Annotated in this window: 18 protein-coding genes and 1 pseudogene; 9 read left to right on the top strand and 10 right to left on the bottom strand. The window is 62.6% G+C overall.

Annotated elements, in window-relative coordinates:
- The first annotated feature begins 4 nt into the window (after positions 1-4).
- Positions 5-616: an HAD family hydrolase gene (locus NKH78_RS08880; RefSeq protein WP_254818470.1), complete on the top strand. Its 612-nt coding sequence runs from the start codon at positions 5-7 to the stop codon at positions 614-616.
- A gap of 62 nt (positions 617-678) precedes the next feature.
- Here NKH78_RS08880 and NKH78_RS08885 read toward each other — a convergent pair whose 3' ends face one another.
- Positions 679-1,812 carry a site-specific DNA-methyltransferase gene (locus tag NKH78_RS08885; RefSeq protein WP_352882685.1) on the bottom strand — a complete coding sequence of 378 codons (1,134 nt, stop codon included), beginning with the start codon at positions 1,810-1,812 and terminating at the stop codon, positions 679-681.
- A gap of 181 nt (positions 1,813-1,993) precedes the next feature.
- Between NKH78_RS08885 and NKH78_RS08890 the strand changes: the two genes are divergently transcribed.
- Complete coding sequence (locus NKH78_RS08890) at positions 1,994-2,683, top strand: HAD family hydrolase (RefSeq protein WP_352737050.1); 690 nt, start codon at positions 1,994-1,996, stop codon at positions 2,681-2,683.
- Between the two features lie 37 nt (positions 2,684-2,720).
- Here the strand turns inward: NKH78_RS08890 and NKH78_RS08895 are convergent, their stop codons facing one another.
- Positions 2,721-3,419, bottom strand: coding sequence for a hypothetical protein (locus NKH78_RS08895; RefSeq protein WP_352701597.1), 699 nt, complete (start codon positions 3,417-3,419; stop codon positions 2,721-2,723).
- A 128-nt stretch (positions 3,420-3,547) separates the two neighbouring features.
- Between NKH78_RS08895 and thrC the strand changes: the two genes are divergently transcribed.
- Genes thrC through NKH78_RS08915 form a run of 4 tightly spaced genes read left to right on the top strand, consistent with a single transcriptional unit; the run spans position 3,548 to position 9,756 of the window.
- A complete protein-coding gene (gene thrC, locus NKH78_RS08900) occupies positions 3,548-4,945 on the top strand; it encodes a threonine synthase (protein WP_352882688.1) in 1,398 nt (465 codons plus the stop codon).
- Between the two features lie 14 nt (positions 4,946-4,959).
- Positions 4,960-6,252 carry a M16 family metallopeptidase gene (locus tag NKH78_RS08905; RefSeq protein WP_292657506.1) on the top strand — a complete coding sequence of 431 codons (1,293 nt, stop codon included), beginning with the start codon at positions 4,960-4,962 and terminating at the stop codon, positions 6,250-6,252.
- Between the two features lie 15 nt (positions 6,253-6,267).
- Positions 6,268-6,864: a GNAT family N-acetyltransferase gene (locus NKH78_RS08910; RefSeq protein WP_254818464.1), complete on the top strand. Its 597-nt coding sequence runs from the start codon at positions 6,268-6,270 to the stop codon at positions 6,862-6,864.
- 3 nt (positions 6,865-6,867) lie between these two features.
- The gene (locus tag NKH78_RS08915; protein WP_352882690.1) at positions 6,868-9,756 is read left to right on the top strand and encodes an EAL domain-containing protein; all 2,889 of its coding nucleotides are present in this window, start codon (positions 6,868-6,870) and stop codon (positions 9,754-9,756) included.
- A 24-nt stretch (positions 9,757-9,780) separates the two neighbouring features.
- On the opposite strand, the gene NKH78_RS08920 is transcribed toward NKH78_RS08915, so the two are convergent.
- Entirely contained in the window at positions 9,781-10,389 is a 609-nt protein-coding gene (locus NKH78_RS08920) for a YqgE/AlgH family protein (RefSeq protein ID WP_254818656.1), read from the bottom strand.
- A 146-nt stretch (positions 10,390-10,535) separates the two neighbouring features.
- Between NKH78_RS08920 and NKH78_RS08925 the strand changes: the two genes are divergently transcribed.
- The 3 genes from NKH78_RS08925 to NKH78_RS08935 all read left to right on the top strand — a co-directional run bounded on the left by NKH78_RS08925 (position 10,536) and on the right by NKH78_RS08935 (position 12,552).
- Positions 10,536-11,342, top strand: a complete 807-nt coding sequence (locus tag NKH78_RS08925) for a protein-disulfide reductase DsbD domain-containing protein (protein ID WP_352882692.1) — start codon at positions 10,536-10,538, stop codon at positions 11,340-11,342.
- A gap of 82 nt (positions 11,343-11,424) precedes the next feature.
- Positions 11,425-11,925, top strand: coding sequence for a peroxiredoxin (locus tag NKH78_RS08930; protein WP_254818462.1), 501 nt, complete (start codon positions 11,425-11,427; stop codon positions 11,923-11,925).
- A gap of 147 nt (positions 11,926-12,072) precedes the next feature.
- The gene (locus NKH78_RS08935; RefSeq protein ID WP_352645929.1) at positions 12,073-12,552 is read left to right on the top strand and encodes a DUF2938 domain-containing protein; all 480 of its coding nucleotides are present in this window, start codon (positions 12,073-12,075) and stop codon (positions 12,550-12,552) included.
- A gap of 18 nt (positions 12,553-12,570) precedes the next feature.
- Here the strand turns inward: NKH78_RS08935 and rnhA are convergent, their stop codons facing one another.
- The 7 genes and pseudogenes from rnhA to NKH78_RS08970 form a co-directional block, all read right to left on the bottom strand.
- Positions 12,571-13,110, bottom strand: coding sequence for a ribonuclease HI (gene rnhA / locus NKH78_RS08940; protein ID WP_352882694.1), 540 nt, complete (start codon positions 13,108-13,110; stop codon positions 12,571-12,573).
- Positions 13,107-14,069: a homoserine kinase gene (locus NKH78_RS08945; RefSeq protein WP_352882696.1), complete on the bottom strand. Its 963-nt coding sequence runs from the start codon at positions 14,067-14,069 to the stop codon at positions 13,107-13,109. The genes rnhA and NKH78_RS08945 overlap by 4 nt, the downstream gene beginning before the upstream one ends.
- 5 nt (positions 14,070-14,074) lie before the next feature.
- Positions 14,075-15,079, bottom strand: a complete 1,005-nt coding sequence (ispH, locus tag NKH78_RS08950) for a 4-hydroxy-3-methylbut-2-enyl diphosphate reductase (protein WP_254818458.1) — start codon at positions 15,077-15,079, stop codon at positions 14,075-14,077.
- Positions 15,080-15,186: 107 nt separating this feature from the next.
- Positions 15,187-15,942, bottom strand: coding sequence for an SURF1 family protein (locus NKH78_RS08955; RefSeq protein WP_352882698.1), 756 nt, complete (start codon positions 15,940-15,942; stop codon positions 15,187-15,189).
- Entirely contained in the window at positions 15,939-16,325 is a 387-nt protein-coding gene (locus NKH78_RS08960; protein ID WP_352882700.1) for a DUF983 domain-containing protein, read from the bottom strand. Before NKH78_RS08960 ends, NKH78_RS08955 begins: the two co-directional genes overlap by 4 nt.
- A gap of 82 nt (positions 16,326-16,407) precedes the next feature.
- Positions 16,408-17,289 (bottom strand): cytochrome c oxidase subunit 3, encoded by an 882-nt coding sequence (locus NKH78_RS08965; RefSeq protein WP_352688989.1) that lies wholly within the window; start codon positions 17,287-17,289, stop codon positions 16,408-16,410.
- Between the two features lie 75 nt (positions 17,290-17,364).
- A pseudogene (locus NKH78_RS08970) lies at positions 17,365-17,922 on the bottom strand (cytochrome c oxidase assembly protein); the annotation flags it as partial.
- Positions 17,923-17,928 lie beyond the last annotated feature (6 nt).

Here is a 17,928-nt window from a genome sequence, read left to right on the forward strand (position 1 = left end):
AAGAATGTCCGAAATCCGCCACATCGTTTTCGACATCGGCAAAGTGCTGATCCACTATGATCCGAACCTGCCCTTCAGCCGCTTGATCCCCGATCCCGACGAACGGAAATGGTTCTTCGAAAATGTCTGCACGCACGACTGGAACATCGAGCAGGACCGCGGCCGCAGCTGGGAAGAGGCCGAAGCGCTGGCAATCGCTCAATATCCCGACCATGCCGAAAACATCCGCAATTTCCGCCGGCACTGGCACGAGATGGTGCCTCATGCCTATGAGGACAGCGTCGCGATCATGATCGGGCTGATCGAGAGCGGCCACGACGTGACGATGCTGACCAATTTCGCGGCCGATACGCTTGCCGAGGCCCGTGAGCGGTTCGATTTCCTCAATAGGCCGCGCGGCGTGACCGTGTCGGGCGACATCCGCCAGATCAAGCCGGATCGCGCCATCTACGATCACCACGTCGCCGCGTTCGGCCTCGATCCGGCAGCCACGCTGTTCATCGACGACAGCCAGAAGAATGTCGACGGCGCCAAGGCGGCCGGTTGGCAGGCTGTGCTGTTCACCGACGCAAAGACGCTCAGGGCGGACCTTGAGCGCCTTGGGATCAAAGTGTGATTTGAATCGCTTCCAGAGGTTGGGTGAGCCTTGGCATAACCGATCTATCGCAACTCGGAGCCTCAGGCCCCTGCCCGCTCCATGCCCAGCCGCGCAATGCGGCGAAGCTCGTCGATCGGTGTCAGACCGCCGCTGCGCTCATAATGCCAGAAGGTCCATCCGTTGCAGGCGTCCAGCCCCTGGACGTGAGCGCCGATCTTGTGGATCGACCCGGCACTGTCGCCGATCGCCAGCGTGCCATCGGCACGCACTTTTGCCGCCCAGCGCTTCTTGGCGTCGTAGAGCGTGGCGCCGGGCGCCACCAAGCCATTGTCGAGAAGCGTGACGAATGCGACGCGCGGCTCAGCCCGCTTGCCGGTCAGCACCGTCAAATTGGCGCCTTCCAGCGGCCGGACCGCATCGATACGTTCCATGGCGGCATCGATATAGGCCTGCTCACGCTCGATGCCGACGAAGTGGCGGCCAAGCCGCTTGGCCACAGCCCCGGTGGTACCTGAACCGAAGAAGGGGTCGAGCACGATGTCGCCTGGCCTGGTCGATGCCGTCATGACGCGGGCAAGCAACGCTTCCGGCTTCTGCGTCGGATGTAATTTGTCACCATTGTCGTTCTTCAGGCGCTCGCCGCCGGTGCAGATCGGAAATAGCCAGTCGGAACGCATCTGAATGTCGTCATTCGACGCCTTCAGCGCCTCGTAGTTGAATGTGTAACCCTTGCCCTTTTGGTCGCGCGATGCCCAGATCATCGTCTCATGCGCGTTCTGGAAACGGCGGCCACGGAAATTGGGCATTGGATTGGTCTTGCGCCAGACGACGTCGTTGAGGATCCAGAAGCCCAGGTCCTGCATCTTGGCGCCGACCCTGAAAATATTGTGGTAGGAGCCGATGACCCAGATCGTGCCGTTGGGCTTCAACACGCGGCGCGCCGCCAGCAGCCAGGCGCGAGTGAAGGCGTCGTAGGCCTCAAAACTGTCGAACTGGTCCCAATGGTCGTCGACGGCATCGACCTTGGATTGGTCGGGCCGGTGCAGATCGCCATCGAGCTGCAGATTGTAAGGCGGATCGGCAAAGATCACGTCGATCGACTTTTCCGGCAGCCGTTCGAGCGCGGCGACGCAGTCGCCTTTCAGGATCGTATCCAGCCACTCGGATTGCTGGGGAGCATCGGAAAGGTCGTCGAGAAAACGCACGGCAGACATTGTGACACCCAAGGCACGCGTTACTGTTTACTGTCCGTTATGGTTACCGATCAGCGTAAATATTCAGTGAAGCAGCACGCCGAATTTGCGAAGCCCGGCCTGTTGGTGTATGCCGCGCCGCCTGAGCCGTTTTGACCAAAGGCCCTCTCGGCATTCCCCTCATCCCGCTTCCCGGATCACCATGCCCCAGCCAGATCTTGTCATCTTCGATTGCGACGGCGTGCTCGTCGATTCCGAAATCATCGCCGCGCGTATCGATGCCGAGCTTTTGACCTCGGCCGGCTACGAGATATCGGCCGAGGAGATTTCCGAGGTCTATGCCGGGCTGATTTTCAAGGACATCATGATGCGGGTCGAGGAAAAGTCCCGGATCCCGTTCCAGGCCTCCTTGATCGACAAGGAGGAACAGCTTGTCGATCGCAGGCTGCGCAGCGACGTGCGTGCCATCGACGGAGCGCACGAAGCTGTCGCCGCGGTAGCAGTTCCGCGCTGCGTCTGTTCGAATTCGCGTTCTGAGCGGATCGAATTCATGCTGGAGAAGGTGCAGCTTTTGCCGTTCTTTGCCGGCCGGATCTTTTCCTCGCTGGAAACCCCGACCGGGAAAACCAAGCCGGCGCCGGACGTGTTTCGGTTCGCCGCGGAAAAGCTCAAGGCCGATCCGGCGAACACCTTTGTCATCGAGGATTCGGTGCATGGCGTCACCGGCGCCAAGACGGCGGGAATGCGCGTCATCGGCTTTACCGGCGCGGCGCACAGCTATCCCGGCCACGCCGATGCGCTGACCGAGGCCGGCGCGGAAACGGTCATCCGCCGCTGGGCGGAACTGAAAAGCGTGATCGCCGCGCTGTCGGAATGGTCGGCGGACGCGTGAGAGGCCGCCTCAGCCGCCGCGGCGCGAATGCAGCGGCTTAGTTGGTCGCGGCGGCTTTCTTCTTCCTCGGCTTGTCTGTCGCTACTTTCGGAGCGCCCTCGTCATACCCGGCATATGCCTGGTAGTCCTTCGCCGTCGGCTCCGGAACGACGACGTTGGAATCGGTGAAGACGAACTGCGTGGCACTCGAAGGATCGGTAACCTGGACCTGATAGGAGTGAAGCTGCGAATAGAGAACTTCGGTGCCGTGCATCACCGCGATGCGGATCGGCATGGTGATGGTCCCGGGGGTGAACATCGGGCCAGGCACGACCTTGCCGGCGACGGCTATCTTCATCGACAAGGAGCCGTTGGCGCGGCTGCAGTCGCGGGTCACATCGGTGATCGAAGCCTGATAGATGATCTTGGCGGAATCGTCCGGCTGATCGACGCCAGCCGCGTCCGTTGCCGGCTGCGCGGCTTCCTCGGCGGCAACATCGGTTTTTTTCTTCGGCTTCGGACCGCTCTTGGCGTAGGTATTGAAGAAAGCGGTGCCGTCACGCAACGTCACTTTCGGGCAATAGGCCTGCAGCTGGCTGGAAAGCACCTTGGGATCGGGTGGCGGTGGCGGCGTCGTGTCCTTCTTGCCGAAGCCGAGAATACCATTGTCGCTCGATTGGCAGCCTGCGGCGGCAAGCATAAAGCCGGCGAGCCCCAGACCCGCGACAAAACGACCGTTGAATGAATGAAACGCCATGAACTGCACTTCCCTCTCGCAAAGCCGGTGACGTATATCAACCGCGCGGCAAAAATGCGACTGAGCCCGCGCAGAAATCCACCACCTCGCGGCGGGCCAAAATTCCCGGCAGCAATGGAAACGTAACGATGCAATATGTGAGTACCCGCGGGGAAGCGCCCGCGCTTGGATTTTCCGACGCCGTGCTGGCCGGACTGGCGCGCGACGGAGGGCTCTACCTGCCGAGCGCCTGGCCGCATTTTTCCGCAGCCGAGATCCGCGCCATGCGCGGCCTTGCCTATCCCGATCTTGCCATCCGGGTGCTGTCGCCGTTCCTCGGCGGCGAGATCGCGGCGCCGGTGTTCGAACGGCTGGTGCGCGAAGCCTATGCGACCTTCCGCCATGAGGCCGTCTGCCCGCTGGTGCAGACCGGGCCGAACAGCTTCGTGCTCGAGCTCTTCCACGGCCCGACGCTCGCGTTCAAGGACGTGGCGATGCAGCTTCTTGCGCGGCTGATGGACCATGTGCTGGCCGAGTGCGACCAGCGCGCCACCATTGTCGGCGCCACCTCCGGCGACACCGGAGGGGCCGCCATCGATGCCTTTGCCGGGCGCAACCGCACCGACATCTTCGTGCTTTTCCCGCATGGCCGCGTCTCGCCGGTACAGCAGCGGCAGATGACGACCTCGACCGCCGCAAACGTCCATGCGTTGGCGATCGAAGGTAATTTCGATGACTGCCAGGGCCTGGTGAAGGACATGTTCAACGACCACGGTTTTCGCGACCGGGTATCGCTGTCGGGCGTCAATTCGATCAACTGGGCCCGCATCATGGCCCAGATCGTCTATTATTTCTCCTCCGCGCTGTCGCTCGGCGCGCCCGACAGACCGGTTTCCTTCACCGTGCCGACCGGCAATTTCGGCGACATCTTTGCCGGCTATGCCGCCAAGAAGATGGGGCTGCCGATCGAACGGCTGATCATCGCCACCAACGACAACGATATTCTGGCGCGCACGCTGGCGACCGGCGAATACCGCATGAAGGGGGTCTTTTCGACCACGTCGCCCTCGATGGACATCCAGGTGTCTTCGAACTTCGAACGCTTGCTGTTCGAAGCGTCCGGCCGCGATGCCTCGACCGTGCGGCGCTACATGAACGGGCTCAGGCAGTCCGGCGCCTTCACCATCGAGGCTGGCGAAATCGCCAAGATCCGCTCCGAATTCGACGCCGGCCGCGCCACCATGGACGAGGTCGCCGCCACCATCCGCACCACACTTGCGGCGAGCGGCTATCTGCTCGACCCGCATACGGCCGCGGCCATGCATGTGGCCGCCGGCAAGACTGCGGGTGAGGTGCCGATGGTGGTGCTGGGCACTGCGCACCCGGCAAAGTTTCCCGTCGCCGTCGAAGCCGCCAGCGGCGTGTCGCCTGCCCTGCCTGCATGGCTAGGCGGGTTGATGAGCGCCGAGGAAAAATACACGGTACTTCCATCCGACCTGAAAATGGTGGAAGATTATCTCGGCCGCCACACGCGGGCGGCGCGTTAGGGAGTAATTGCCATATGGGTGTTGAGGTAAGCCGTCTGTCGAACGGCCTGACAGTCGCCACCGAAACCCTTCCAAGCCTCGAATCTGTTGCCCTTGGCGCCTGGGTCAAATCGGGCGCACGCAACGAGCGTGACGAAGAGCACGGAATGGCGCACTTGCTCGAGCACATGGCTTTCAAGGGCACCAGGCGGCGAAGCGCCTTCGAGATCGCCTCGGAAATCGAGGACGTCGGCGGCGAGATCAATGCCGCCACCAGCGTCGAGACGACCTCCTATTACGCAAGGGTTCTGAGCGACGACGTGCCGCTGGCCGTCGATATTCTTTCCGACATCCTGCAGGAATCCGAATTCGATCCGCAGGAGTTGGAGCGAGAGCAGCATGTGATTCTGCAGGAGATCGGCGCCGCGCACGATACGCCCGACGACGTCGTTTTCGATCACTTTACCGAGACCGCCTTTCGCCACCAGACTATCGGCCGCTCGATTCTCGGCACGCCGGAAACCGTCAAATCCTTCACTTCGAAGCAGTTGCACGACTTCATCGAACGACAGTACGGCGCCGAGAACATGGTGATGGTGGCGGCTGGCGATATCAAGCACGACGATTTCGTGCGGGAGGTCGAAAAGCGTCTCGGCAGCTTCCGCGGCAAGGCCGACGGCACCATCCCGCAATATGCACAGTATGTCGGCGGCGATTTTCGCGAGGACCGCGACCTGATGGACGCGCAGATCGTGCTGGGTTTCGAGGGCCGCGCCTATCACGTCCGCGATTTCTATGCCTCCCAGGTCCTGTCGATGATCCTCGGCGGCGGCATGTCGTCGCGACTTTTCCAGGAAGTCCGCGAAAAACGCGGCCTGTGCTATTCGGTCTATGCCTTCCATTGGGGTTTTTCCGACACCGGCGTCTTCGGGGTCCATGCCGCGACCGGACAAAGCGATATTGCCGAGCTGGTGCCTGTGATCATCGACGAGCTGCAAAAGGCCGGTGAAAACATCCTGCAGGAGGAGCTCGACCGGGCGCGTGCGCAATACCGCGCCGGGCTGATCATGTCGGCCGAGAGCCCGGCTAGCCGCGCCTCGCAGATCGCCAGGCAGTTGCTTCTGTTCGGCAGGCCGATCGCCAAGGAAGAGCTGATGGAGCGCCTGTCGGCGTTGACTGTCGAGCGGCTGACGGATCTGTCGTCCCGGCTTTTTTCGACCAAGCCGACGCTTACAGCTGTCGGGCCGGTGGGTACGCTCGCGCCCTATGAGGCGATCCTCGATTCGCTTTCGGGCACGCAGACCACTGCCCGTAAGCTTGCCGTCTAAGCCCATTCGAGCATCGTGTTCGCGCTCCCTTTCTTTCGCCGCGACCTGCCGGCACTGAAGGGCGAGCTGGTCACGCTGCGCGTGCCGCTGACCAACGACTATCGCGAGTGGTCGGTGCTGCGCAGTGAAAGCCGCGCCTTCCTCGAGCCGTGGGAGCCGCGATGGACGCCTGACGAGCTCGACCGTACGGCGTGGCGGCACCGTATCGGCCGCTACCGCGAGGACTACGCGCAGGGGACGGCGATCGCCTTCTTCATCTTCGAGAAAAGCAGCGGCAAGCTGGCCGGCGGTATCACCCTCGGCAATATCCGCCACGGGGTCGCCCAAAGCGGCCATATCGGCTACTGGATCGGCGAGCGCTTCAGCGGACGCGGCCTGATGACCGATGCCGTCAAGGTGGTGACGCGTTTCGCCTTCGAAACGCTGCGGTTGCACCGGATCGAAGCTGCCTGTATCCCCGATAATGCCCGGTCGATCCGCGTGCTTGAAAAAGCCGGATTCCGGCGCGAAGGACTGCTACGATCCTATCTCAGGATCAACGGCATCTGGCAGGACCATTACCTATACGCCCGAATCGCGGACGATCCGCCGGGCGTTGGAACAAAGGACTGATTTTTGACGAATTTTCTGCGCAACGGGTCGCTGCTTGCCTTTATGCTGGCGGCAATCGTCACGCTCTGCGCGGCATCGTCGGCGTTTGCGGTCGAACCGATCAAGATCGCCCGCGACGACGTGGCGCTCGACCTTTCGGGCGCCGTCGCAATCTACCGCAACCAGGGCGAGAATTTCCAGGTCTCGACGGCACCCGGCCCGGACGGCATCGTGCGGCGCATCGAGGTCGAGGCCAATGACGTGCGCTCGACCGGCGACTGGGCGGTGTTCGCGCTCGCTAACACCACCGACCAGCAGCTCGACAGGCTGATTGTAGCACCGCATTTCCGGCTGGTGAATTCCGGCCTGTTTTGGCCGGATCTCGGCTCGACCCGTATCGCTGCGATCACGCCCAGCGAAGGCTTTGCGCTCGACCGCCAGACCAGCCCCGACGCCGACGTGTTCCGGGTGACGTTGAACCCCGGAACGGTGATCACCTTCATCGCCGAGCTCGCCTCGCCCAAGCTGCCGCAGGTCTATCTGTGGGATCCTGAATCCTACAAGGACTCGGTCAATTCCTACACGCTGTTTCGTGGCATCGTCATCGGCATCGCCGGCCTGCTGGCGCTGTTCCTGACCATTCTTTTCGTCGTCAAGGGGACCTCGATGTTTCCGGCGACGGCGGCCCTTGCCTGGGCGGTGCTTGCGTATATCTGCGTCGATTTCGGCTTTCTTAACAAGATCATAGAAATATCCCCGGGCAACGAGCAGATGTGGCGCGCCGGAACGGAGGTGGCGCTTGCGGCGACCTTCGTGGTGTTCCTGTTTGCCTATCTCAACCTCAACCGGTGGCACGGCCATTTCAGCTACGGCGCGCTGGTCTGGATTCTCGGGCTGGTGCTGATCGCCGGCGTCGCCATCATCGATCCGGCGGTTGCTGCCGGCATTGCCAGGCTGTCCTTCGCCGCCACCGCACTGACCGGGCTCGGCTTGATCATCTTCCTCGGTATCCGCGGTTACGACCGCGCCATCATGCTCGTGCCCAGTTGGGTGATGGTTCTGCTGTGGCTATGCGGATCGTGGATGGCGATCACCGGCATGCTGGACAACGATATCGCCCAGCCGGCGCTGGGCGGCGGGCTGATCCTCATCATCCTGTTGATCGGCTTCACGGTGATGCAGCACGCTTTTGCTGGCGGCGCCCTGCATCAGGGCCTGTTCTCCGATCTCGAGCGGCAGGCGCTGGCGGTTGCCGGATCGGGCGATACTGTGTGGGACTGGGACGTGCTGCGCGACCGCGTCGTCACTCGTCCCGACGTCAGCATTCAGCTCGGCCTTGCCCCCAACAGTCTCGGCGGCCCCGCCCGCAACTGGCTGCCGGTGCTGCATGCCGACGACCGCGACACGTTTCGCACGACGCTCGACGTCGTGCTCGAGCACCGGCGTGGCCGGGTGTCGCGAAACTTCCGCCTGCGCGGCGTCGACGGGCACTATCACTGGTTTTCGCTGCGCGCCCGGCCGGTGATCGGCTCGGACGGCGAGGTCATCCGCTGCGTCGGCACCATGGTCGACGTGACGGAGCAGAAGAAGTCCGAGGAACGGCTGCTGCACGACGCTGTGCACGACAATCTGACCGGCTTGCCCAACCGCGAGCTGTTCATGAACCGGCTGGAGGCGATCATTTCGATTGCCCGCACCGAAGAGAAGGTGCGCCCGACCGTCTTTGTCATCGACATCGATCGCTTCAAGCAGGTCAATGACGGGCTCGGCATCTCGGCCGGCGATACCATCCTTTTGACCATAGCGCGGCGGCTGCACCGGCTGCTCAAGCCGAAGGATTCGCTGTCGCGCTTTGCCGGCGACCAGTTCGCGCTGATGCTTTTGTCGGAGCAGGATCCGGCTCGCATCGCGGCCATCGCCGATGCCATCAAGCACGCCATCAACAACCCGATCACCTTCGCCAAGCGCGAGATCGTGCTGACCGCCTCGATCGGGCTGATCACCTGGACGTCCACGCAGACCTCGGCCGAGGACATGGTCAAGGATGCCGAGCTTGCCATGCATCAGGCCAAGCGCTTCGGCGGCGACAGGATCGAGCCGTTCCGGCCCGCCTTCCGCACGGTCGGCACCGACCGGCTGCAGTTCGAGTCCGACCTGCGCCGCGCCATCGAGCGACGCGAATTCACGCTCGCCTATCAGCCGATCGTGCGGCTGGAGGACGGCAGCGTTGCCGGCTTCGAAGCGTTGCTGCGCTGGGACCATCCGCGGCGCGGCATGATCCCGCCGGCGGATTTCATTCCGGTTGCCGAAAACTGCGGCCTGATCGTGCAGCTTGGGCTGTTCGCCATGCAGCAGGCTGCCGAAGACCTGGCGGGATGGCAAAAGCAGATCGGCGATGCGCCGCTGTCGGTCTCGGTCAATCTGTCCAGCCGTCAGCTCATCCGTCGCGACCTGGTCAGCGACGTCCGCTCGGTGATCGCGCGAGCCAACCTGAAACCGCGCTGCTTCCGGCTCGAACTCACCGAATCGCTGGTGATGGACAATCCCGAGCAGACTGCCCATGTGCTGACCAAGCTGAAGCAGCTTGGGATCGGCCTGTCGCTGGATGATTTCGGCACCGGCTATTCATCGCTGGCCTATCTGACGCGCTTTCCTTTCGACACCATCAAGATCGACAAGAGCTTCGTCGACGACGCGACGCCGAAACGCGCGGTGCTGCTCAAGTCGATGGTCAACATGGCACATGAGCTCGGCCTGTCGGTCGTTGCCGAAGGCATTTCGGACGAGAGCGATGCGCTGGAGCTGCGGCAGATGGGCTGCGAATACGTGCAGAGCTTCATGTTCGGCGCGCCGATGCCCGGCGACCAGGTGCTGAAGACGCTGAAGGAACAGTACCCGCTCACTCAAGCGTGACAAGTTTCGGGGACGTGATGAGGCTCAGGCGTGACCGGCAGCCAGGCTGAGATGCGCGAGATCGATGCCGATCGAGGCAAGGATCCGGTCGTATTTGCGGTCGATGTCGGCGTCGAACAGAAGCTCGGCACTTGCCGGGCAAGTCAGCCAGCCATTCTCGGCGATTTCGTTTTCAAGCTGGCCCGCGCCCCAGCCGGCATAGCCGAGCGCCATCAGAGCCCGCCGGGGTCCGCGGCCGGAGGAGATGGCGCGCAAAATGTCGACGGTCGCGGTCAGGCAGACGTCATCGGACACGGCGAGCGAGGATTCCACCCGGTAGTCGCCCGAATGCAGGACGAAGCCGCGGCTGCGATCCACCGGTCCGCCATTGCGCACGACAAAATCGCGCGCCGGCGCCGGCAGACGGATCGCCTCCATCTCATTCATGATGCCAAGTTGTACGAGCAGGTCCGGAAACAGCATCTGCTGCGTCTGGTTGATGATCAGCCCCATCGCGCCTTCGTCGCTGTGCGCGCAAATGTAGATGACAGAGCGCGTGAAGCGATCATCCTTCATGCCGGGCATGGCGATCAGGAACTGGTCGTCGAGAAAGCCGGGTCCTGTGGCCGTCCTTTTATGGCGCAACAAATCCATGGCCACAGCGTAACGCGTTTCCGAAGCCTCGAAAAGATGGGCGGCGCTCGATTTGATCAGGCTCGTAAATCGAAGGTCACGCAATATGATGCCGGCCGCGTCATGAAATCATTGTGTAGCCATCAACGGACGATCAAATCACCGTCATGCAAAGCTTGAAAATCCTGCTGCTTGGTGTGGCCATTGGATCGGCGACCGGCCTCCCAGCCGCAGCCTCCTCCTCCGCCTGGTATAACAGCGAAGGCGGCAGGGTGAGGCTGGTGACGAGCGGCAAAGCCGACCAGGCCGGACGTCTCCAGGGCGTCCTCGACATTGCGCTGAAGCCCGGCTGGAAAACCTATTGGCGCGATCCGGGCGATGCGGGCGTGCCGCCACAGATCGACGTCTCGGCCAGCACCAACATTGCCGACGCGACGCTTTTGTTTCCGCCGCCGCAGCGCCATGACGACGGCTATGGCAAATGGGCCGGCTACGACCACCCGGTTTCGTTGCCGGTGACGTTCACGCTTGCCACGCCCGGCCAGCCGGCCGTCATCGATGCGGACATTTTCCTCGGCATCTGCGAAACCATCTGCATCCCTGTGCAAACAAGGCTGACCGTCGATCCCGGCGCCGATCCGGACAACGCCGAGGATGCGGCACTGGTCAAGGCAGGCCTTGCCACCCTGCCCGCCACGGCAACGCCCGATTTCGGCATAAACGTACTGCCGGGCGACCACGAAACGCTGATTCTCGAAGCGAGCTTTCCGGGCAGCCCCGAGGGCGCCGACTTCTTCGTTGCCGGCGAACGCGACTACATGTTCGGTGCCCCGGCACGCAGCGAAAAGGATGGCAAGCTGATCTTTACTGTGCCGATCCTCGACAGGCCGTCGACAACGCCAACGGATGGCGGCCTGCACTACACACTGACAAGTGCCGCAGGCGCGGTCGAAGGCCTGTTGCCATTCCCGTGATGCCAACGTCTGGACGGTTGCCGGGCGCGCCTTAATTCGCTATCGCAAGGACACTCCCTTCCATTTCCAAACGAGGACCATCATGACGATCTCCGTTGGCGACAAACTGCCCGATGCGACCTTCAAGACAATGACCGCCGATGGTGCAAAGCCGATCACGACGGGCGAGATATTCTCAGGAAAGACGGTCGTGCTGTTTGGCGTTCCAGGCGCTTTCACGCCGACCTGCAGCAACAATCATCTGCCCGGCTACCTGGACAATTACGACGCCATCCTGGCGCGCGGCGTCGACACTATCGCTGTTGTCTCGGTCAACGATGTTCACGTCATGGGGGCTTGGGCCCGCTTCAGCGGCGGTGAAGGCAAAATCCTTTATCTTGCCGATGGCAATGGCGATTTCGCCAAATCGGTCGGCCTCGACGCCGACCTCTCCAGCGGCGGCATGGGGCTGCGCTCGAAGCGTTTTTCGATGATCGTCGAGGACGGCAGGGTCACCGCACTCAATGTCGAGACAAAGCCCGGCGTCGACGAGTCCGGTGCGGCTCACATTCTCGGACAGCTTTCCGTCCTGGCGACAGCTTAGGCCTGGGACGGCGGCGGGGCGCCTTCGAGCGCTCAACGTCCAAAGGACGCTGACTTTTGCATCGGCGCATGATCCTTCCGAAAGCCGACCCGGTTTCTGGGCCATGTGTCGGCCCTTCGGGACTGCTTGCTTTTGAGGACCTCGATTATGTCTGACATCTTGTGGCGCAGCGTCGCGATCGGCATCGGCGCAACCGCGCTTATGGATGTCTGGGCGATTTTCCTGAACAAGGCCTTCGCCCAACCGCGGCCGAACTGGGGGCTGGTCGGCCGCTGGGTCTGGCATCTCAGGGAAGGCAAGGTCTTCCATGACGACATTGGCAAGGCCTCGCCCTACCTGCATGAATCAGTACTTGGCTGGACCTTTCATTATGCTGTCGGTATCGTCTACGGCATCATACTGGTCGTGCTGGCCGGTACGGCCTGGCTCACCGCGCCGACCTTCCTGCCGGCCTTTATCCTCGGCATCGTCACCGTCGGCGCCGGGTGGTTTCTGCTCGCGCCCGGCATGGGCGCCGGCTGGGCCGCTTCGAAGCGGCCCAATCCGATGCAGGTCCGCGCCCTCAATCTTGTGTCGCATACGGTGTTTGCCATCGGACTGTTCGGCACCGCCCTCCTGATCCGCTGACACGCCAGTTCAACCGGATCAATAACTCTGGGTCGAGCGCCGAACCTTCTTGGCCGCCGATTGCCTGGACTGGGTGCCTTCCTTCGGCGGCACGGACGCGAGCGCGGGTTTCGCCGACTTCGTCTTGAATGGCGCCATGCCGAGCCGCGCCAATTCGTCGGCGCGCTCGTTCTCAGGATGGCCGGCATGGCCCTTGACCCAATGCCAGGTGACCTGATGGCGGTTGCGCGCCGCGTCGAGCTGCTGCCACAGCTCGGCATTCTTCACCGGCTGCCGGGCGGCGGTCTTCCAGCCGTTGCGCTTCCAGCCATCGATCCAACCGAAAATGCCGTCCTTGACGTAGTTGCTGTCGGTATAAAGGTCGACGACGCAAGGCTCCTTGAGCGCGTTGAGCGCCGAGATCGCCGCCAACAACTCCATGCGGTTGTTGGTGGTCAGAGCCTCGCCACCATGGAGCTCCTTGATGGCGCCGTTGAAGCGCAGGATTGCGCCCCAGCCGCCAGGCCCGGGATTGCCCGAACAGGCACCATCGGTGAAGATTTCAACGCGCTTGGTCATGTCAGTCCATATTCGGAAGGAGAGTTGATGGCCCGGTGGAAGCGCATCCGGCGGATATATTCGGTCGGGTCGCGTTTCATCACCAGCCCGCCGTCCGGAACCGTCAGCCAGTCGTAGAGCCGGGTCAGCATGAAGCGCAGCGCCGAGCCGCGCGCCAGCATCGGCAGCGCAGCTTTCTCGTCACTGCTCAACGGCCGCACGCTTTGGTAGCCGGCAAGCAGCGCCGTGCCCTTGGTCAGATTGAAGGAAAAATCCTTCTCGAAGCACCAGGCGTTCAGGCACGTGGCAACGTCATAGGCGTAGAGGTCGTTGCAGGCGAAATAGAAGTCGATCAGCCCGGACAGTTTCTCGCCGAGGAAGAACACATTGTCCGGGAAAAGATCGGCATGGATGATGCCTTGCGGCAGACCGTTCGGCCAGTTCCGCCCGAAATCGGCGAAATCGGCATCGACCTCGGCCGCCAGTCCCGGCTCGACCTCGTCGGCGCGGGCGCGGGCGGCATTCCACAGCTTGCGCCAGCCATCGATGGCAAGGGCGTTGGGGCGGGTCATCGGAAAATCCGCGCCGGCGAGATGCAGGGCCGCCAGCGCCTTGCCGACCTCGCCGCAATGCGCAGCCGTCGGCCGCCGCAGCGACAGGCCTTCGAGAAAGGTGATGATGACCGCCGGCCGACCGGCAAGTGTTCCGATGACACCGCCATCATGTGCGGTGACCGGGAGCGGGCACGAAATGCCCTTTCTGGCGAGGTGGGCCATAAGGCCGAGAAAGAACGGCAGGTCAGCCTTGTCGACCCGCTTCTCGTAAAGCGTCAGGATGTAGGAGCCGCTGCTGGTGTGCAGCAGAAAATTCGAGTTTTCGGTACCTTCGGCGATGCCCTTGTAGGACAGGAGGTCGCCGACCGGATAGTTCCTGAGGAATGCGCCGAGCTCGCCCTCGTTGACGTCGGTATAGACCGCCATCGTTGTTACGCGGCCCCGTTGACGAAGGCCATGTCGGCAGCCGTCAGTTCGACATCGCGCAACACCCGCATCACCGGAAAGTCCTCCGTCTCCGTCGCCGTTACGGCCAGCTCGATGGTCACGTCGAAGCGCTGCCTGAAAGCATCGACGATCTCGTCGACGATGATCTCCGGCGCCGAGGCGCCCGCCGACAGGCCGAGCGTCGAAATGCCGGCAATCTCATTCCACGGAATTTCGGAGGCGCGCTGCACGAGAAGCGACATCGAGGCGCCGGCGCGCTCGGCCACTTCGACCAGGCGCCGCGAGTTGGAGGAGTTAGGTGCGCCGACAACCAGGAAGAGATCGGCGCCGGCCGCTGTTTCCTTGACCGCTTCCTGGCGATTGGTGGTGGCATAACAGATCGATTCCGCCGCCGGCGCGTGCAGCTCGGGAAAACGTTGCTGCAGGGCGCGAATGATACCAGCGGTGTCCTCGACCGACAGCGTCGTCTGGGTCACGAAGCCGAGCGCCTGCGGGTCTGCAGGCACGAAGCTTGCGGCGTCGGCTTCGGTCTCGATCAGAGTGACCGCGCCATCCGGCAACTGGCCCATTGTGCCGATCACCTCGGGATGCCCGGCATGGCCGATCAAAAGCACGTGGCGGCCAAGCCGCTGATGGCGCATTGCCTGCTTGTGGACTTTCGAAACCAGCGGGCAAGTCGCGTCGAGATAGAAGAGGTTGCGCGACTGGGCGTCGGCCGGCACCGATTTCGGCACGCCATGCGCCGAAAAGACGACCGGGCTCTGGCGATGCTCGGGCGGGATCTCGGAGAGCTCCTCGATGAACACCGCGCCGAGGCTTTGCAGCCCTTCGACGACGTAGCGGTTGTGCACGATCTCGTGGCGGACATAGACCGGCGCGCCGTATTTCTTCAGCGCCAGCACGACGATCTGGATGGCACGGTCAACGCCCGCACAGAAACCGCGCGGCTGGCAAAGCCGGATGGTCAGCGGTGGCTTTGTGTGAAGCATGATTGCATCTTACGCTGATTGTAGGCCGGTTGATCGGACTGTGACTACTGAGCTCTAGGCGCGAAATGAGGTGCGCGGCCCTGCCCTGTCAAGGGTAGTGGCGGCGATCATTGGTCTTTCGCCGGGCGGCGGAACCAGGAGATAAGGACACCGGCAAGGGCGGCGGCAAGGCCGTACCAGGTTATCGCATATTGCAGATGGCTGTTCGGCAGGTCGATGACGGTGACGCCGCCGACCGGCAGCCCGCCGGGGTTGGGCGTGGCGTTCGCATCGATGAAGATTGGCACCAGCGCCGCACCTGCCGGCAGGCCGGCGCTAGAGGCCATCGCATCACGGTCCTTCCAGTAGAAGATGTTCTTCTGCGGATCATTGTCGGGAAGCATCCTCGAGGGCCTGGCCGGCAGCGGGTTGCGGGCGAGCCCCGTCACCGTCACTTCGCCCGTTACCTGCCCCTGCGGCCGCTTGGCTGGGTCCTTGAAATCGTAAGGCACGAAGCCGCGGTTGATCAGTACGAAACGGCCATCGTCGAGCTGCAGTGGCGTGAAGACATCGAAACCGGACTGGCCTTCCCAGGTGGCGAGGAAATGCCGCTCGCCTTGATGCAAGAAAGTGCCGGTCACCGTTACCGGCGTGTAGTCCACGTCGCCGGTGGCAGCAAACCGCTTTTCGACCTCGGCCAATGGCACAGGCGCCGAATGCGTGCGCTGGTCTATCGTCTGGAGAAGGCCCTCTTTCCAGTGCAGTCGCTGAACCTGCCAGGTGCCGAGCGCCAGCAGGATCAAAAACACGATGATACCCAGGCCGAGCGCCAATGCGCGCTTGGGCCGCGACCGGCCGGCCACCAAACCTGATGCCTCGCTCATTCGCCGCGGTCCAGCCGGCCCTCGGCCGCCTTGTTGCGGTATTGCAGCGTCAGCAGCACGCCCTTGATCAGCCGGAGCGCCGCCAGGCAAAGCACCAGCGTCAGCGGAATCCACAGCAGCAGATGCAGCCAGAGCGGCGGATTGAGCGTCACCTCCATCCACAGCGCCAGGCCGACGACGATGAAGCCGATGATCAGGATAACGAACACCGCCGGCCCGTCGCCGGCATCGGCGAAGGAATAATCGAGGCCGCAATTGGTGCAGCGATTGCCGACCGTGAGGAATCCCGAAAACAGCTTGCCCTCGCCGCAGCGCGGGCAGCGGCCATACAGGCCGGCCGAGATCGGATCGATTGGTGGCCAGATCGCCTTGTCGTCGCTCATCGGATCATCCTAGGAGCATTTGCCGCAAAAGATAAGGCGGCCGCGCCGCCGCAGCCGCCTTGTCGATTTCCTCAGGTCGATCTCAATGGGGTTCGATCATCGCGCCGTTCGAGGCCCAGACGTAGATCGAGGCAAACAGGAACAGCCACACCACGTCGACGAAGTGCCAGTACCAGGCGGCGGCCTCGAAGCCGAAATGCTGCTTGGGCGTGAAGTCGCCCTTCATGGCGCGGATCAGGCAGACCAACAGGAAGATCGTGCCGATGATGACGTGGAAGCCATGGAAGCCGGTCGCCATGAAGAAGGTGGCGCCGTAGATTGAGTCCCTGAAGCCGAACGGCGCGTGCATGTACTCGTAGGCCTGCACCATGGTGAACAGCATGCCGAGGCCGACGGTCAGCAGCAAGCCATTGATCAGGCCTTTGCGGTCGCCGTGGATGAGCGAGTGATGCGCCCATGTCACCGTGGTGCCCGACAAAAGCAGGATGACGGTGTTGTAGAGCGGCAGGTGGAAGGGGTCGAGAACTTCGATGCCCTTGGGCGGCCAGACGCCGCCGGTGAAGGCGGTGCGGGCGTATTGATGGACCTCGCCCGGAAACAGGCTGGCGTCGAAGAAGGCCCAGAACCAGGCGACGAAGAACATCACCTCGGAGGCAATGAACATGATCATGCCGTAGCGCAGATGCAGCGACACGACGCGGGTGTGGCGACCCTCATGCGCCTCCTTGATGGTGTCAGACCACCAAGCGAACATCGTGTAGATGACGATCAAAAGGCCAATGAAGAACAGCCACGGATTGGCAATGTTGAAACCGAAGATCGGGAAATCGCCGCCCTTGAGATACTGCATGTAACAGACGCCGCCGATCGCGGTCACCAGTGCCCCGACGGAGCCCAGGAAAGGCCACGGGCTCGGGTCGACGAGATGATAGTCATGCTGTGGTTTTGCGTGTGCGTCTGCCATATCAACCCCCGAGGCTTGCTTCGGTATCTGAAATCTTGTTGCGGCGGCCGTCGGCCGCACCGATGATGCGACCGGCTTGGTCTTGTCGACCGGGAACATCGTGTAGGACAGGGTAATCGTCCTCAAATCCTTCAATTCCGGCGCGTTGACGATGTCGGGATCGACATAGAACACGACCGGCATGTCCAGCGTCTCGCCCGGCTTCAGCGTCGTGTCGGTGAAGCAGAAACACTCGACCTTGTTGAAGTAAGGCCCAGCCAGTTCCGGCTGCACGTTGAAGGTGGCGCGTCCGGTGATGGGCCGGCTGAATTTGTTCGTCGCGCTGAAATGCGCCTCGGCGGTCTCGCCGATCTTGATGATGATCGAGCGGTCGACCGGCTGGAATTGCCAGGGAACGCCGGCGGTGTTGGCATCGAAGCGGATGGTGATGTCGCGGTCGAGCACCCTATCGGCATATTGCTGGGTCGCCCGTTTGACGGTGCCGCCGTAGCCTGTCGCCTGGCAGAACATCGCATAGAGCGGCACTGCGGCGTAAGCCATGCCGATCATGCCGCCGAAGAACGCGATGCAGACGGCAGCGACGACGCGGTTCGTATTCTTCTTCGTAGGATCGGTGACTGTTTGCCTGGTCATCGTCAG

This window comes from Mesorhizobium sp. M0910, assembly GCF_040319465.1.
GTDB lineage: Bacteria > Pseudomonadota > Alphaproteobacteria > Rhizobiales > Rhizobiaceae > Mesorhizobium.

Coding starts and splice junctions, on each gene's coding strand:
- NKH78_RS08890 (WP_352737050.1), top strand. CDS start 1,994: ATGCCCCAGCCAGATCTTGTCATCTTCGATTGCGACGGCGTGCTCGTC.
- thrC (WP_352882688.1), top strand. CDS start 3,548: ATGCAATATGTGAGTACCCGCGGGGAAGCGCCCGCGCTTGGATTTTCC.
- NKH78_RS08955 (WP_352882698.1), bottom strand. CDS start 15,942: ATGAGCGAGGCATCAGGTTTGGTGGCCGGCCGGTCGCGGCCCAAGCGC.
- NKH78_RS08965 (WP_352688989.1), bottom strand. CDS start 17,289: ATGGCAGACGCACACGCAAAACCACAGCATGACTATCATCTCGTCGAC.
- NKH78_RS08885 (WP_352882685.1), bottom strand. CDS start 1,812: ATGTCTGCCGTGCGTTTTCTCGACGACCTTTCCGATGCTCCCCAGCAA.
- ispH (WP_254818458.1), bottom strand. CDS start 15,079: ATGCTTCACACAAAGCCACCGCTGACCATCCGGCTTTGCCAGCCGCGC.
- NKH78_RS08935 (WP_352645929.1), top strand. CDS start 12,073: ATGTCTGACATCTTGTGGCGCAGCGTCGCGATCGGCATCGGCGCAACC.
- NKH78_RS08930 (WP_254818462.1), top strand. CDS start 11,425: ATGACGATCTCCGTTGGCGACAAACTGCCCGATGCGACCTTCAAGACA.
- NKH78_RS08880 (WP_254818470.1), top strand. CDS start 5: ATGTCCGAAATCCGCCACATCGTTTTCGACATCGGCAAAGTGCTGATC.
- NKH78_RS08895 (WP_352701597.1), bottom strand. CDS start 3,419: ATGGCGTTTCATTCATTCAACGGTCGTTTTGTCGCGGGTCTGGGGCTC.
- NKH78_RS08905 (WP_292657506.1), top strand. CDS start 4,960: ATGGGTGTTGAGGTAAGCCGTCTGTCGAACGGCCTGACAGTCGCCACC.
- NKH78_RS08920 (WP_254818656.1), bottom strand. CDS start 10,389: ATGGATTTGTTGCGCCATAAAAGGACGGCCACAGGACCCGGCTTTCTC.
- rnhA (WP_352882694.1), bottom strand. CDS start 13,110: ATGACCAAGCGCGTTGAAATCTTCACCGATGGTGCCTGTTCGGGCAAT.
- NKH78_RS08960 (WP_352882700.1), bottom strand. CDS start 16,325: ATGAGCGACGACAAGGCGATCTGGCCACCAATCGATCCGATCTCGGCC.
- NKH78_RS08925 (WP_352882692.1), top strand. CDS start 10,536: ATGCAAAGCTTGAAAATCCTGCTGCTTGGTGTGGCCATTGGATCGGCG.
- NKH78_RS08945 (WP_352882696.1), bottom strand. CDS start 14,069: ATGGCGGTCTATACCGACGTCAACGAGGGCGAGCTCGGCGCATTCCTC.